The organism is Ruegeria sp. AD6, from assembly GCF_056542325.1.
Window position 1 is genome coordinate 169,279 of record NZ_JBQFZQ010000007.1, and the last position, 14,070, is coordinate 183,348.

Annotated in this window: 14 protein-coding genes; 8 read left to right on the plus strand and 6 right to left on the minus strand. The window is 61.2% G+C overall.

Features of this window, described 5'->3' with window-relative positions:
- Nucleotides 1-101: 101 nt before the first annotated feature.
- Nucleotides 102-1,064: a hydroxymethylbilane synthase gene (hemC, locus tag ACR0KJ_RS15205; protein WP_170522054.1), complete on the plus strand. Its 963-nt coding sequence runs from the start codon at nt 102-104 to the stop codon at nt 1,062-1,064.
- 212 nt (nt 1,065-1,276) lie between these two features.
- On the opposite strand, the gene ACR0KJ_RS15210 is transcribed toward hemC, so the two are convergent.
- Genes ACR0KJ_RS15210 through ACR0KJ_RS15235 form a run of 6 tightly spaced genes read right to left on the minus strand, consistent with a single transcriptional unit; the run spans nt 1,277 to nt 6,742 of the window.
- Nucleotides 1,277-2,563: an aminotransferase class III-fold pyridoxal phosphate-dependent enzyme gene (locus tag ACR0KJ_RS15210; RefSeq protein ID WP_170522052.1), complete on the minus strand. Its 1,287-nt coding sequence runs from the start codon at nt 2,561-2,563 to the stop codon at nt 1,277-1,279.
- Between the two features lie 34 nt (nt 2,564-2,597).
- Entirely contained in the window at nt 2,598-3,704 is a 1,107-nt protein-coding gene (locus ACR0KJ_RS15215; RefSeq protein WP_170522050.1) for an enolase C-terminal domain-like protein, read from the minus strand.
- Nucleotides 3,701-3,985 (minus strand): cupin domain-containing protein, encoded by a 285-nt coding sequence (locus ACR0KJ_RS15220; protein WP_480585471.1) that lies wholly within the window; start codon nt 3,983-3,985, stop codon nt 3,701-3,703. The genes ACR0KJ_RS15215 and ACR0KJ_RS15220 overlap by 4 nt, the downstream gene beginning before the upstream one ends.
- Entirely contained in the window at nt 3,982-5,088 is a 1,107-nt protein-coding gene (locus tag ACR0KJ_RS15225) for an enolase C-terminal domain-like protein (RefSeq protein ID WP_170453240.1), read from the minus strand. The genes ACR0KJ_RS15220 and ACR0KJ_RS15225 overlap by 4 nt, the downstream gene beginning before the upstream one ends.
- Nucleotides 5,085-5,663 carry a dimethylsulfonioproprionate lyase family protein gene (locus ACR0KJ_RS15230; protein WP_480627062.1) on the minus strand — a complete coding sequence of 193 codons (579 nt, stop codon included), beginning with the start codon at nt 5,661-5,663 and terminating at the stop codon, nt 5,085-5,087. Before ACR0KJ_RS15230 ends, ACR0KJ_RS15225 begins: the two co-directional genes overlap by 4 nt.
- A complete protein-coding gene (locus ACR0KJ_RS15235; protein WP_480627063.1) occupies nt 5,660-6,742 on the minus strand; it encodes an alcohol dehydrogenase family protein in 1,083 nt (360 codons plus the stop codon). Before ACR0KJ_RS15235 ends, ACR0KJ_RS15230 begins: the two co-directional genes overlap by 4 nt.
- A gap of 96 nt (nt 6,743-6,838) precedes the next feature.
- Between ACR0KJ_RS15235 and ACR0KJ_RS15240 the strand changes: the two genes are divergently transcribed.
- The 7 genes from ACR0KJ_RS15240 to ACR0KJ_RS15270 all read left to right on the plus strand — a co-directional run bounded on the left by ACR0KJ_RS15240 (nt 6,839) and on the right by ACR0KJ_RS15270 (nt 14,001).
- Nucleotides 6,839-7,726, plus strand: coding sequence for a MurR/RpiR family transcriptional regulator (locus ACR0KJ_RS15240; RefSeq protein WP_170453242.1), 888 nt, complete (start codon nt 6,839-6,841; stop codon nt 7,724-7,726).
- Between the two features lie 158 nt (nt 7,727-7,884).
- Nucleotides 7,885-8,583, plus strand: a complete 699-nt coding sequence (locus ACR0KJ_RS15245; RefSeq protein WP_480627064.1) for a hypothetical protein — start codon at nt 7,885-7,887, stop codon at nt 8,581-8,583.
- Complete coding sequence (locus ACR0KJ_RS15250) at nt 8,580-9,890, plus strand: hypothetical protein (protein ID WP_170453244.1); 1,311 nt, start codon at nt 8,580-8,582, stop codon at nt 9,888-9,890. Before ACR0KJ_RS15245 ends, ACR0KJ_RS15250 begins: the two co-directional genes overlap by 4 nt.
- Nucleotides 9,880-10,836, plus strand: a complete 957-nt coding sequence (locus ACR0KJ_RS15255; RefSeq protein ID WP_170522040.1) for an AAA family ATPase — start codon at nt 9,880-9,882, stop codon at nt 10,834-10,836. Before ACR0KJ_RS15250 ends, ACR0KJ_RS15255 begins: the two co-directional genes overlap by 11 nt.
- 17 nt (nt 10,837-10,853) lie before the next feature.
- On the plus strand, nt 10,854-12,116 hold the full coding sequence (locus ACR0KJ_RS15260; RefSeq protein ID WP_480627065.1) for a DUF58 domain-containing protein: 1,263 nt from the start codon (nt 10,854-10,856) through the stop codon (nt 12,114-12,116).
- Complete coding sequence (locus ACR0KJ_RS15265) at nt 12,116-13,111, plus strand: stage II sporulation protein M (RefSeq protein WP_480627066.1); 996 nt, start codon at nt 12,116-12,118, stop codon at nt 13,109-13,111. Before ACR0KJ_RS15260 ends, ACR0KJ_RS15265 begins: the two co-directional genes overlap by 1 nt.
- Entirely contained in the window at nt 13,108-14,001 is an 894-nt protein-coding gene (locus tag ACR0KJ_RS15270) for an RDD family protein (RefSeq protein WP_480627067.1), read from the plus strand. Before ACR0KJ_RS15265 ends, ACR0KJ_RS15270 begins: the two co-directional genes overlap by 4 nt.
- Nucleotides 14,002-14,070 lie beyond the last annotated feature (69 nt).

Genomic DNA, 14,070 nt, shown 5'->3' on the forward strand with positions numbered 1-14,070 from the left:
TCCCCAGAAATCAGGTTTTGGCAACGGGTCGGCGCTCAGTGGCAATTTGTCAAGCTCTGCCCCCATTGTCAGGGCAATGTGACGCGACTAAAGCTGTGCGTATGACTTTGACCCTGCCCACCCCCGCATCACCTCTCAGAATTGGGACCCGAGGTTCGCCGCTGGCTCTGGCTCAGGCCTACGAGACGCGCCAAAGGCTGCGTGACGCGTTTGATCTGACCGATGACGCGTTCGAAATCGTTGTGATCAAGACCACCGGTGACAACCGCGCGATGATTGATGCGGATCGCCCGCTGAAAGAGATCGGCAACAAGGGCCTGTTCACCAAGGAAATCGAAGAGGCGATGCTGCGCGAGGACATCGACATCGCCGTGCATTCCACCAAGGACATGCCGGTGGCACAGCCCGACGGGCTGGTGCTGGACACGTTCCTGCCGCGCGAGGATGTGCGGGATGCGTTCATCTCGCCGCATCTGCAATCGATTCACGACCTGCCCGAGGGCGCGGTGGTCGGCACCTCGTCCCTGCGCCGCCGGGCGCAGCTTTTGAACCGCCGCCCGGATCTGAATGTCGTCGAGTTTCGCGGCAACGTTCAGACCCGGCTGAAAAAGCTGGCTGATGGCGTGGCGGATTGCACCTTTCTGGCGATGGCGGGCATTCGGCGGCTGGATATGGATGAGGTTCCGGCAACCGCAATCTCGCCAGACGATATGCTGCCCGCGATTGCACAAGGCACGATCGGGATCGAGCGGCGCAGCAATGACACCCGCGCGGCCGCTCTGCTGGAGGCCATTCACCACGCTGAAACCAGCAAGCGCCTCAGCGCTGAACGGTCCCTGCTGGCGGCGCTGGACGGATCCTGCGAAACCCCCATCGCCGGTCTGGCCGAGATTCAGGAGGGCCAACTGCGCCTGCGCGGTGAAGTTCTGCGCCCCGATGGATCAGAAGCGATTTCCGAGGATACCGTTGGGTCCATCGAGGATGGGGCCGAGATGGGACGCGCAATGGCCGAAATCCTGTTGAAAAACGCAGGCCCCGGTTTCTTCGACTGGAGAAACTCCTGATAATTTTAACCAATGTGAACTAATTCACTGTTCCACGTCTCAGATTGCGGCAAGACTGTGATCATACCGGCTGAAAAGTTGGATCAGTCTCGAAATGTATCGAAGAGTTTCAGATAGTTGGTGTTTTAATAAGTATTCGAGGGGGCGAGGCTGAGCCCGACATTCAGAAGGTGCAGGGTCGCTGTTGGAAACAACAGCGACCCGACTATTTTCTAGCCTTGCGTAGTCTCGCTGAGCGCTGCGACCGCGTGATGAATGGCGTTCTGCGTCTGCTCCAGATCGGCCTCGGTAATCGCCAGTGACGGGTATAGCTTGCCCGGTGATTTGAACACACCATGGGATCGCAGAACCTCGTTGAACACGACATTATGCTTGGGGTCATCATGTTTGGCGCTGCGATAGTCTCGGCAGGCGTTGTCGGTGAAGTAAACGTCGAACAGGGTCACGTCCCCGCAAATCTGATGCGCGATACCGGCCTGATCCAAGGCGCCCGTCAGCATCTGTTGCAACCGGGCACCGATGTCGCGCAAACGGTCATAGGTCCCCTCGCGGCGCAGAATCTCCATCGTTTTCAGACCTGCAACCGACGCGACGGGATTGCCGGACAGGGTTCCAAGCTGCATCAGCCATCCCTCCTGACCGACCTGCGCCTTGTCGAAATGCTTCATGATCTCGGCACTTGCGCCCAACGCTGCCAAAGGAAAGCCGCCGCCGGTGATTTTGCCCAGGGTGCAGATATCGGGCGTAACCCCATACCGCTCCTGCGCCCCGCCATAGTCCAGGCGGAAGCCGGTGACGATTTCATCGAAGATCAGCAGCACGTTATGCTTGTCGCACAATTCGCGCAGCCCTTGCAGATAACCGGGCATCGGCGGGATGATCCGCTGTAGCGGTTCGGCCATGACGGCGGCGATGTCGTCATGTTCGTCCAGCAGCGCCGCGACCGCCTCAAGATCGTTGTAAGGCGCAATCAGCATCTGATCGGCCACGCCTTGCGGAATACCGGCACTGTCGGGCACGGCTTGCGGGAAATTGACCTGACGGCTGGGGGCCAGGCTCATCTGCGCCTCGGCGCTCATGCCGTGATAGCCGCCTTCGAATTTCAGGATCTTGTCTCGCCCGGTATAGGCCCGCGCCAGCCGGATCGCATACATATCCGCCTCGCCGCCCGAAGCGACAAAGCGCACCTGTTCGCAGCAGGGCACCGCGTCGATGATGGCCTCGGCCAGTTCGATACCTTTGGTGTTGTTGGCAAAGAAGGTCATGCCTTTGGGCAATTGCTCCAGCACGGCCTCCATCACCTCGGGGTGGCCATGGCCCAGCAGCATCGGCCCCGATCCGATCAGATAGTCGATATATTCGTTGCCGTCCTCATCCCAGACGCGGCTGCCCTCGCCGTGCGAGATGATGATGCCCGGATCGAAATTCCCGAACCCGCCTGCGGGCAAAACAGCCTTCGCGCGGTCGATCCATTCGGATTGAGTGTTGATCTTCAGCATGTCACGCGATCTCCATATTCAATAAAATCAGTGTCTATTCGTAAACGGCAACCGGATCGCCCAGCGCGTCTTCATCCGGGTGTACGCCAAGGCCGGGGCTCTCGGGCAAATGCAGGTGGCCGTCGACATTGCGGGGGCCGCGACCGCCTGCAATGTCAACGGTCAGCATGTCCTGACAGGCCCAGACTGCATGGCAATTGTCATCCGGGATGGTGGCGGCCAGATGCAGCGCTTCGGTATCGGCCAGCACGCTGCCACCCGTGGCCATCACGAACATGTCGATGCCATGGGCCAGCGCAATATCCCGCATCCGCGCGGCTTTGGTCAGGCCGCCGACGCGGTTCAGCTTGATCCCGAATATCTCGGCGATCCCGTCACGCGCGATGCGGGCAGCGTCCTGTAAGCTCACAAGGCTTTCATCCACCGACACGGGCGAGGCGTGCTGGCCCGAGAGTGCGGCGATATCGTCCAGCGTTTCGCCGGGTTGTTCGAACATCACATTCAGGTCTTCGCAGGCGCTCAGGACCCGCAGGGCCTGTTGCCGGGTCCAGCCGCGATTGACGTCATAGAGGACAATCTCACCCGGTCGCCGGATGCTTTCGACGTCGCGGACCCGCGCAATATCACGTTCGACATTGCCGCCAATCTTCACCGAATGGGCGATATAGCCCCGGCTGCGATAGCGTTCCATCACTTCGCGGGTTTCTTCGACCGTTTTGGCCCCGACCGAGGACGCAATCGGGCGCGGTGTCCTGGACCCGCCACCCATCAGATCAGCAATCGGAAGCCCAGCCGCCTGTCCGGCAATATCCCAGCACGCCATGTCGATGGGGCTTTTGGCATAGAGATGCCCCGGCAAGGCCAGATCCATCGCCCGTTCCACATCCAGAACCTTGCGTGGATCAAGGCCCAGGATGAAAGGCGCCATCGTTTCAATCCCGGCGCGAATGCCCGGCCCGTGTGCAGGCACATAGGTGTGGCCCCACGGGGTACCCTCACCCCAGCCAGTCAGGCCGGCATCGGTTTCGATCTTCACCAGCGTCGCGTCCAGCATTTCGAACTTCAACCGCCCACCGGACAGCCAGTAGGGATGCTCCAAAGGCAGATCGACGTGATAGACCGAAAGTCGGGAGATCTTCATTTCAATTCCACTTCCACGAAGGACATCGGGGCATCCCCGGCATTGATGACATTATGTTCGACCCCTTCATCGCGGCGATAAGCGGTTCCGGCGGGCACGGTCACCTCGTTGACCGTTCCGTCCGGCAGATCCAAACGCATGTGGCAATCGGTAATCGCCGTGATGACGTAATCCATCGCATGGCGATGCCATCCGGTTTCCGCACCGGGCGCAAAGTCAAACCGCGTCACGCGCACGCGTGCGTCGTCGATCATCTGAGTGGCAACGGCCTGTGGTCTCATAACGCGTACTCCGCCAAAGGCGCGCCGAGGCTTTCGAAATCCGGTTTGACACCCAGTCCGGGCGTGTCGGGCGCGTATAGCTTGCCGTCACGGGCAGTCGGGCCGCCGATGCCGGTGGATCGGGTGTTGTAGTTCATAAGGTCAGTTGTGTTCTGCAGGTACTCTGGCGGGGTTGAGGCGGCGAAATGGGCCACAACCGAGGATGTGATCTCGCCGCCCCATGTATCCTCGCTGACAACCGGGATGCGGTTGTCGACCAGATAATCCCGCACCCGCCGCGCCTTGCTGATCCCGCCGAGGTTCGAGATTTTCAGGCAACAGATCTCGGCCCCGCGATCCGCGACGATGCGCTGCGCCGCGTGGATACCGGTGACGCATTCGTCCAGCTTCATCGGCTGTTCGGCAACGCGGCGCACCTGTTGGCATTCCTCATAGGTGCGGCAGGGCTGTTCCAGAATGAAATCCAGATCGCGCGTGGCGCGGGCCACCCGGATCGCGTTGTCCACGCGCCAGCCCTGATTGGCATCGGCCATCGCCTTCTCGCCCGGGTTCAGCAAGGGAACCGTGGTGCGGATGCGGTCAATGTCGGTGGCCCAGTCGCTGCCCACCTTGACCTGAAACTGCCGGTAGCCCTGATCGCGGTAACGATCCATCTCGGCCACGGTCTCATCCACCGCCTTCTGCGGCGCAACCCGGTACATTGGCGCGCCGTCGGTCAGCTTGCCACCCAGCAGCATCCAGACCGGCTGATCGCAGGCCTGCCCCAGAATGTCCCAGCAGGCCGCATCGAACGGGGCCTTGGCATAGCCGTGGCCCTGCACCAGATGATCCATCAACTGCTCGATCCGCGCCACCTGACGCGGATCTTCGCCCAGAAGATGCGGAGCCACCAGCCGCGCCAGCGCACCCACGCCTTCGGAATGGGCGACCATGTAGTTTTCACCGCAGGGCGTGAACTCGCCACAGCCTTGCAACCCTGCATCGGTGTCGATGACCACGACCGAGGCGGTGGCGGTTTCGATGGCGTTGCCAGCCCCCCAGGCATATGCCCCGCCGACATACGGAAGCCCGGTCTGATAGACGCGTATCCGATTGATTTTCATGCCGCATCCATTCTGGGCAGATCACCCATCCCCTCTCCGCGCCACAGCACAAAGGTAAGGATCGGTTGATCGGTTGTAACCATCGCGTGGCTTTGCCAACTGGTATGCAGGCGGGTCTGATCTGTCCCGACAACACCCGTATTCTCGGTAGTTTTGAATTCGGCACCGCCTGCAAGGGTCAGATAGATTTCCTCGGCCTGATGGCTGTGCCAGTCGTAATTCAGCCCCGGCCCCCAATAGGCGATGTAGCCGCGCAATTGGGTCGAGTGGAAATGACCCGTCGGCCCGAACAGCTCGTAATACCCATAGCGTCGCAGGAAATCCGCGCCGACCTCGTCTTCGGTATAGGTCTGTTTCCACTGCGCCAGATGCGTTGTGGCACAGATGGCAGAAATAAGCGGTTGGGTCAGATCGCTGCCCACGATTTCAAAGTCCTTCACCAGATCAGCCGCCGGAATATGATCGGCCGTCAACGGGGAAGGCGACAAATCCGTGGGCCATGCCCCGAACGCAGACAGGTCGGGATGCGCCTGATGCAGTTGCCGCGCTGCTTCGAGCACATCATCCAGTGTCATGGGATCACCACGATATTGCCAGTGTGTTGCTTGGTAATGAACGCGGCCTGCGCGTCCCGCAATTCCTCCAGCGGATAGGTGGCGGCGAGGGCGGGTTTGATCTCAGCCGCTTCGATGTATTTCACGAGGTTCTGCATCACCTGCGGGTCAATCACGGTCGAGCCTGTGAAGGTCAGATCGCGCAGGTAGAAGGTGCGCAGATCAAACTCGACCATCGGGCCAGCGATGGCCCCAGAGCAGGTATAGCGCCCGCCGCGTTCCAGAATGTCGATCAGTTTCGGCCAGTACGGCCCGCCCACCACATCGGCGACAACGGTAATTTTCTCAGCTCTGAGAGCCGCGCGCAGATTGTCAGGCGCGCGGGGCAGGATCATGTCGGGGCCCAGCTTGGCTACGTCCTCGTGCTTGGCCTCGGACGCCATCGCGATGACACGCGCGCCCCGGCGTTTGGCCAGTTGCACCAGCGCGCCGCCAACGCCGCCGGATGCACCCGGCACCAGAACCGTGTCTGCGCTGGTCACATTGGCCCGGGTCAGCATCCCTTCGGCCGTTGAGTACGAGCAAGAGAATGTGGCGAGTTCCGCATCCGACAGGTCCGACGTGATCGGCACCGCATTCATCGCAAGCGTTGTGGCATATTCGGCAAAGCCGCCATCCCGCTCGGACCCGTAGTATCCGGCCTTGTCCATGTTTTGCGGATCGTCGGGATCGCGCAACCAGCCGTCTGTTATCACCCGCTGTCCGATACGCGCGCTGTCCACACCCTCACCCACGGCAACGATATGACCGCAGATATCGGCCCCCTGAATGCGCGGGAAGGTGATGGGCGCGCCGCCCCAGGTGGGATCGTCTTCGCCGACTTCCTCGAACGCGCCGCCGGTTGTGGCATCAGTTACGGTCTTCGAGTACCAGCCGGATCGCGTGTTCACATCCGTATTGTTCAGCCCGCAGGCGGCGACGCGGATCAGCACTTCGCCCGCCGCGGGTTCGGGGCGCGGCCAATCCTTGTGCAGCACCATTTGCTCAAGACCGCCGTGACCCATGGTCACCATGGCTTTCATTGTGTCGGGCAGACTCATCCTTTAGTCTCCTGAGTTGGGGCACAGGTCGATGCGCGTTTCCCGGCCTGCGATTCTGCTCGACAGGCTAATTTCACAACTGTACCATCGTCAATCATGAATGACACAAATGTATCATCAATCGTCCTGGATCGCCTGACCGAGGAATGGGACGCCCTGACGCCCGAGGCCCAGAAAGCCGCGCGCTATGTGCTGGAAAACCCCACAGATGTGGGCGTGTCCACCGTGCGCGAGATTGCCGAGGCCGCCAACGTCAAACCCAACACTTTTGTCCGCATGGCACGGCAGGTCGGCTTCGAAGGCTACGAGGATTTTCGTGCCCCGTTCCGGCAGGCCATCCGGCAGGGGACGGTTTCGTTTCCCGACCGCGCCCGCTGGTTGCAGGAAATCGGCAAATCCGGTGAGATGGGTGGCCTTTACGCCGACATGATCGGTGCCACGATCCGCAATATTGAAGAGACATTTGCCGGTATCGATGCCGACCGGCTGCGCGCTGCAGCCGAAGATATTTGGAACTGCCGTCAGATTTTCACGCTGGGCGTCGGCGTCAACAATTCAAACGCGCGGAACTTTACCTATCTGGCCTCGACCGGGATGAAGCAGTTTCACGCCATTCCCCGCTCGGGCTCGACCCCGGTGGATGATCTGGCCTGGGCAGATGAACAGGACGTGCTGATTGCGATCACCTGCCATCCCTACCGGACCGAGGTGATCGATGCGATCAAACTTGCCCGCCAGCAGGGGCTGACGGTTGTCGGTATCTCGGACAGCCCTGCCAGCCCGGTGATCCTGAACGCGCAGCACGGATTTGTCGTGGCAGCCGACACGCCGCAATATTTCCCGTCCTCTGTGTCGACCATCGCCTTGCTGGAAACGCTTCTGTCCTTCGTGATCGCGGTATCCAGCGATGAAATCGTCGAACGGGTTGAGCGGTTTCATCAGCGCAGGCACCAGCTTGGGCTATACGCGGCGGAACCGGAATAAGATGCCCGGCACCCTGAACGCCTGAGCCATGCCACTCACCTGCGTTTCAGCGCCAAAAAGACCGGGTAGACCGAGTTGATACGAGGTCATGAACAATCCATACGAGAATTCCGCACAGGTTGTTGCCTGCCTTGCGAGAGTGATCTATCGATACCGGAATGAGATCTGGTTTTGCCATTGTTTCAGCGTTTTTCTTATGCGCCTTTGCCCCTGCCCAAGCGCAGGAAACCACGCTTTCCCGACCGGATCTGAGCGCGTCGGGGCAAGACTATCTGAAAGCCGTCCGGTATCGCGGGATCGACACGGATGTTGTCTATTTCGACCCCACGCAACCCGCGCCGCCACTGGACACGGATGCAACGCCGCAACCCGACCGGTCTGTCGAGCTGTCCGTTGACAACCGCTGGATCGTCGGCGGTCTGTCTGCGGTCATACTGATTTTCCTGACCTTGTTCATCTACAACACTGCCGGGAACACCTCGGTCTCGTTCCGCAAATCCTTGGGTAATGCGCGGCGCAAAGGCGGGCGGGACGACCCAGAGTTATCGGACGCCGGGCAGAACATTCCCGATCTTGACGCGCTTCTGAAATTGAAAGATCGCGATCTGGCGGTCACCGGGTTGGCGCAACTGGCGCTGAGCCATTGCCTGTCCAAAAACGAAGTGCTGTTCAAACGCAGCTGGACCCATCGCGAGGCCCTGCGCAGCATGCCGCAGACGCTTTGGTACATCCCCGACCTGCGCGCCCTGGTTCTGGCCAGTGAACGCGTCAATTTCGGCCATCACTCGATCACCGAGGGCGATTTCGAGGCCCTTCTGAACCGGATCAGACCCGTCCTGCGCGAGGTCACCGCATGAGCGATACGACCAGCTTGCCCACGACCGATCGCATCCGGCTGGATTGGGTCATCGTGGGCGTTGTGGTTGCGGTTTGCGTCGGGATTTTTCTGTATGTCATGGCCGGGCGGCAATACGCCCTGCGCGAGTCGGCCAGCGGGTTTGATGGTCTGGATCGCTGGCTGAACAGCCAGTCCCACATAACGCAGAGCTTTACCGGTGGCTGGCCTCTGGACCGCAGCACCGTGGGTCTGCTGGTGCAGCCGGTCTATGACACGCGTCTGGACACAGATCGCAACGCGGCCAGAACCAAAGAAGAACTGCTGTTGCAGGCGGATGAGTTCGATCAGGAGACCGAGGTGATCCGCGACAAGGTGCAATCCGTGCCCAGCCTGGTGATCCTGCCCAAATGGCGCAGCGGAATGCGCCTGACCGGGTTCGGGCATCCGTTTCTGATGTCTCCGCGCGCTGAGATTCAGACCATCCTGCACCAGATTGCCGGTACTGATGTCGGGCCGATGGCTTTGGCGCGCCGTCCGTTTTCCGACTACGCACTGGCCGCTGACCCGCAACTGAAGGCCCGTATCTACGCCGCCCAAACCTTTGCCGGACGCGGATGTGACCCCATCGTCGGACGGGCCGGAGAGATGCTGCTGGGCGCGTGCCCTCTGCCAGGGTCCGAGGACGGCCAGAAGGTCTATATCCTGTCAGACCCTGATCTGCTGAACAATCACGGGCTGACACTGGGCGACAATGCATGGATCGCGGCGCAGGTTCTGCCCGAAATCGCGGGCGATCAGCGCATCATCATTGATTACAGCGATCAGAACTGGCTGACCGCGCCGGAACTCGTTGAGGCCCGCGAACGAACGTGGGACGACCTCAAGCGTTTGTTTGAACCACCGTTCCGCGCGCTTTGGATCGGCGCGGGGCTGTTGCTGGCCTTAGCGATCTGGCGGGGCGGGGTGCGCAGTGGCCCGGTGATCGATATCGCCCCAACGCTGGGCACCGGCAAACGCATGGCCAACCGCGCAAGGGCACGGCTGATGCGTATGACAGACCAGGACGGTGCAATGCTGTCCGATTATGTTGATACCCGCCTGCGCGCCCGCGCGGCGGCGGTGTTCGGCAGCACTTACAAGACCATGGGCACACCGGAAGAGGCCTATCTGAAATATGTCCGAGCCCGAAAACCTGACCTCGCGGCCCGACTGGACGCGCTGATCCAAACCATTCGCGCCCTGCCCCCGCATCTGGCGGCGGCAGACGCCATTTCCCACATTGACCAATTCGAAATGATACTGGAGCACCTTGCCGATGAATCTTGAAGACCTGTTTGCCCGCGCCGAGGCCCTGCGGGCCGAGATCGGCAAAGTTGTGCAAGGCCAGCAAGAGGCCGTCGATCTGCTGCTGACAGCCTTGTTTGCACGCGGGCATGTGCTGCTCGAAGGCCCTCCGGGCACCGCCAAAACGCTGTTGGCGCGCAGCTTTGCCGGGGCGCTGAACCTGCAATTCGGGCGCATTCAGTTCACCCCCGATCTGATGCCGGGCGACGTGCTGGGCACCTCGATCTACAACTTCCAGACCAGCGAGTTTGTTCTGACCAAAGGTCCGGTCTTCAGCCAGATCCTGCTGGCGGACGAGATCAACCGCGCACCGCCCAAAACGCAGGCCGCGCTGCTACAGGCGATGAATGAGAGGATGGTGACGATTGACGGCACCGACCACCTTCTGGGTTCGGAATTCATCGTGGTCGCCACCCAGAACCCGATTGAACAGCAAGGCACCTATCCCCTGCCCGAGGCGCAGTTGGACCGGTTTCTGTTCAAGGTGAACCTGACCTTCCCGCCCGAGGATGTGGAACTGTCGATCCTGCGCCAGCACGCCAATGAGCCGCTGGATTTCCTGAGCGCGACGCAAACCGTACAGCCCCTGCTGGACGCGCCCACCATGGCGGCGGCGCGGCAGTTGATCGACGGGATCGTGCTGGATGACGACATTCTGGCCTATATCCTGCGGCTGGTCCGCGCGACCCGCGAAAGCGCTGATATCGCCTTTGGCGCCTCGACCCGCGCCGCTGATGCGATTGCCGGGGCAACGCGCGCCACGGCGGCCCTGAACGGGCGCGACTTTGCCATCCCCGACGACGTCAAAACCCTGATCATCCATGCGCTGCAACACCGGATCGTGCTGTCCCCTTCGGCCGAGATCGAAGGACGCGGCGCGCGGCAGGTGCTGGAGAACATCCTCAACCAGATCGAGGCCCCACGCTGATCCGGCCATCCCGCATATTGCTGATCGCAGCCTGCGCAGCGCTGTGCCTGACGCTGCTGGCGATCGTCCTGGGCGACGCAACGCGTCCCATCGCCGGTTTGCCGTGGCTTGTGCTGTGCGGTCTGGCGATCCTCGACCTGTTGCTGTCCTGGCCCCGCCGCCGGTCTGTCTCGGTCGAGCCGATATCGGATATCTTTGTGGGCGAAGAGGGGCAAATTGATCTGTCCGTCTCCCCCGCCGCGCCGGGGATGCGGGGAAAACTGGACTGGCCCGCCGGACTGGACGGACCGTCAGTGTTTGATCTGTCGGGCGGAACTGCCCAGATCCCGTTTCGCGCCAGCCAGCGGGGCACATGGGCGCTGTCCAACCTGTGGCTGTCCTGGCCATCAAGGCTGAAAATGTTCGAACTTGTCCCAAAGCTGGCCTTTGGCTTGTCGGTGGCGGTCGTTCCCAATATCCGCCGTGTCATGTCGGGTGAGATTTCGACCACCGTGCAATCGCGCCTGTTCGGCGTAAAGGAAAACCGCGCCATTGGCGAAGGCACCGAGTTCCATCAGTTGCGCGACTTCGTGCGTGGCATGGATGCCAGTTCGATCGACTGGAAACGCTCGGCCCGGTATCGCTCGCTGGTCGCCAAAGAGGTGCGGGCCGAGCGCAACCACCATGTGATCATCGCGCTGGATAACGGCTATCAGATGCGAGAGCAGGTCGCAGGCCTGCCCAAGATCGACCACGCCATTACCGCCGCGCTGGCCACCGCCTGGGCCGCAGCCATCGGGGGCGATCTGGTCGGGCTGTATGCCTATGACGCCAAGCCGCGCATGTTCCTGCCGCCGGAACCGGGGCGCACCGCGTTCAACCGGCTGCGCAGCCGCACCGCCGAGCTTAGCTATGAAAGCGTCGAAACCAATCACACCTTGGCGATGACCGAGTTGAACGGGCGCACCCCGAAACGCAGCCTGATCATCGTGTTTTCGGATTTCGTCGATACGACCACGGCCGAGTTGATGGTCGAAAACGTCAGCGTTCTGGCCAAGCGGCATCTGATTGTCTTTGTTACCCTGCGCGATCCGATCCTTGAAACGCAGGTCAATCAGGCCGCCGAGGATATGGATGGCGTGGCCGAGACGATCTCGACCGGGCAATTGCTACGCGAGCGCCGCCTTGTGCTGGAACGGTTGCACCAGTTGGGTGTGACGGTGATTGACGCGGAGCCGGGCGAGGTGTCGGCCCGTTTGATCTCGACCTATCTGGAAATCAAAGCGCGAGAGATGATCTGATGGCTGACAGCGACCTGATCCGCTCGGCCCGGTTTCGGCGGGAACGCGAAGGCGACTGGCTCAGATTGTCCGATCTGGTGGATAAGGCTGAAAATCAGGGCCTGCATCGCATGAGTTTCCAAGAGGCCCGCGATCTGGCCGATCTGTACCGTCAGGCCACCACGTCCCTGTCCATCGCACGTGAGATTTCGCTGGATCGGGGTCTGCTGGAATATCTCGAAGCCCTGACCAGCCGCGCTTACCTCAGCGTCTACGCCCCGCAGCAACGGTTGGGCGGGACCATCCGCAGGTTCCTGACCAGTGGCGGCCCTCGGGCGATGCGCGCCTCGTGGCGGGTGACGCTGCTGGGGTTTTTGTGCATGGCGGCAGGGGCGCTTGCCGGGTATTTCTTCTATTTCGACAACCCCGAATGGTTTTATGTTTTCATGCCTTCTGAACTGGCCGGGGGACGCGGACCGGATGCCAGCACCGACTATCTGCGGGCGGCCATTTACGGCGAAGATGACACCTCGGGCCTTGGGGCCTTTGCGGCATATCTGTTTTCGCACAACACCCGTATCGCCATCTTTGTCTTCGGGCTGGGCGCGTTTCTGTGTGCGCCGACGGTCATGCTGGTGTTCTATAACGGTTTGATATTGGGCGTCTTCTACGCCCTGCATATCGACCGGGGGCTGGGCTGGGACATGTTCGGGTGGCTGTCCATCCATGGTGTGACCGAGCTGTCGGCGATCTGTATCGCAGCCGCAGGCGGGTTGAAGCTGGGCCTCGCCGTCCTGTTTCCCGGCCATCACACGCGGCGCGCAGAAATGCGCGCGGCGGGCCATGATGCGGTCAAACTGGCCGTGATTGCGGCCCTGATGCTGGTGGTTGCGGCGCTGCTGGAAGGGTTCGGGCGGCAGTTGGTTCAGGATCGATCAACCCGAATTGCAGTCGGCTGGGGCGTCGGCGCGCTGTGGCTTGCGTGGTTTGTGCTGGGTGGAAGGAAGCGGTCATGACCCAACCCGCGCTGGACCGTCTGTTGCCGCCCGAAGGTGTGCCCCTGTTCTTTCGGGTCGCGGGCGTTGGCGTGCGAACCGCAGCGCAGCTCACCGATCTGCTGATCACCGTCGCTGCGGCCGTGGCCCTGTTCCTGCTTGTCGCTGCCTTCGATCTGGTGACACCCAGCACTGCAATGGCCATTGGCGCGATGCTGTTCTTTATCACCCGCATCCCCTACTACGCCGCGTCCGAGCTGATCTGGAACGGCCAGACGCTTGGCAAGAGGCTGCTGAAAATCAAAGTGGTCGCGGCGGATGGTCAGGCCCTGACCACCCAGTCGCTGGTCGTGCGCAACCTGATGAAAGAGGCCGAGATCTTTCTGCCTGGCACGCTGGTTCTGACCCTGACGACCGAGGCGGTTGTGCCATCGCTTTTGTCGCTGGCCTGGGTGCTGGGCGTTCTGGCCGTGCCCCTGTTCAACAAACGCCGCCAGCGTCTTGGGGACATCATCGCCGGAACCTATGTCATCCACCTGCCGAAACCCATTCTGTTGCAGGACATGTCCAACGCCATGCGGGCCCGGACCAATGCGCAATCGTCCTACAGGTTCCTCTCGCATCAGTTGGAACATTACGGAGCCTTTGAATTGCAGACGCTGGAATCTGTTTTGCGCAATGCCAATCGCGCAAGCGGGCCCGAGGCTTACAGGCGTCAAAAGGAAACCCTGGCCGCGATTTTCGCGCAGGTACGCCGCAAGATCGACTATGCCGATCCGGTGCCGGAACAGGATCATCAAGCCTTTCTTGAAGCCTTTTACAAAGCCCAGCGCGCGTTTCTGGAACAGCGCCAGTTGTTTGGTGACAAACGCAAGGACAAGCACCACACCTTGAAAAACGAAGACGCCTAGGCGCCCCTGTTGCCGTTTTACCCAAGGGCGAAGCTTTAGTCGCGACTTCCTCTTGCGGATGACCGGTGG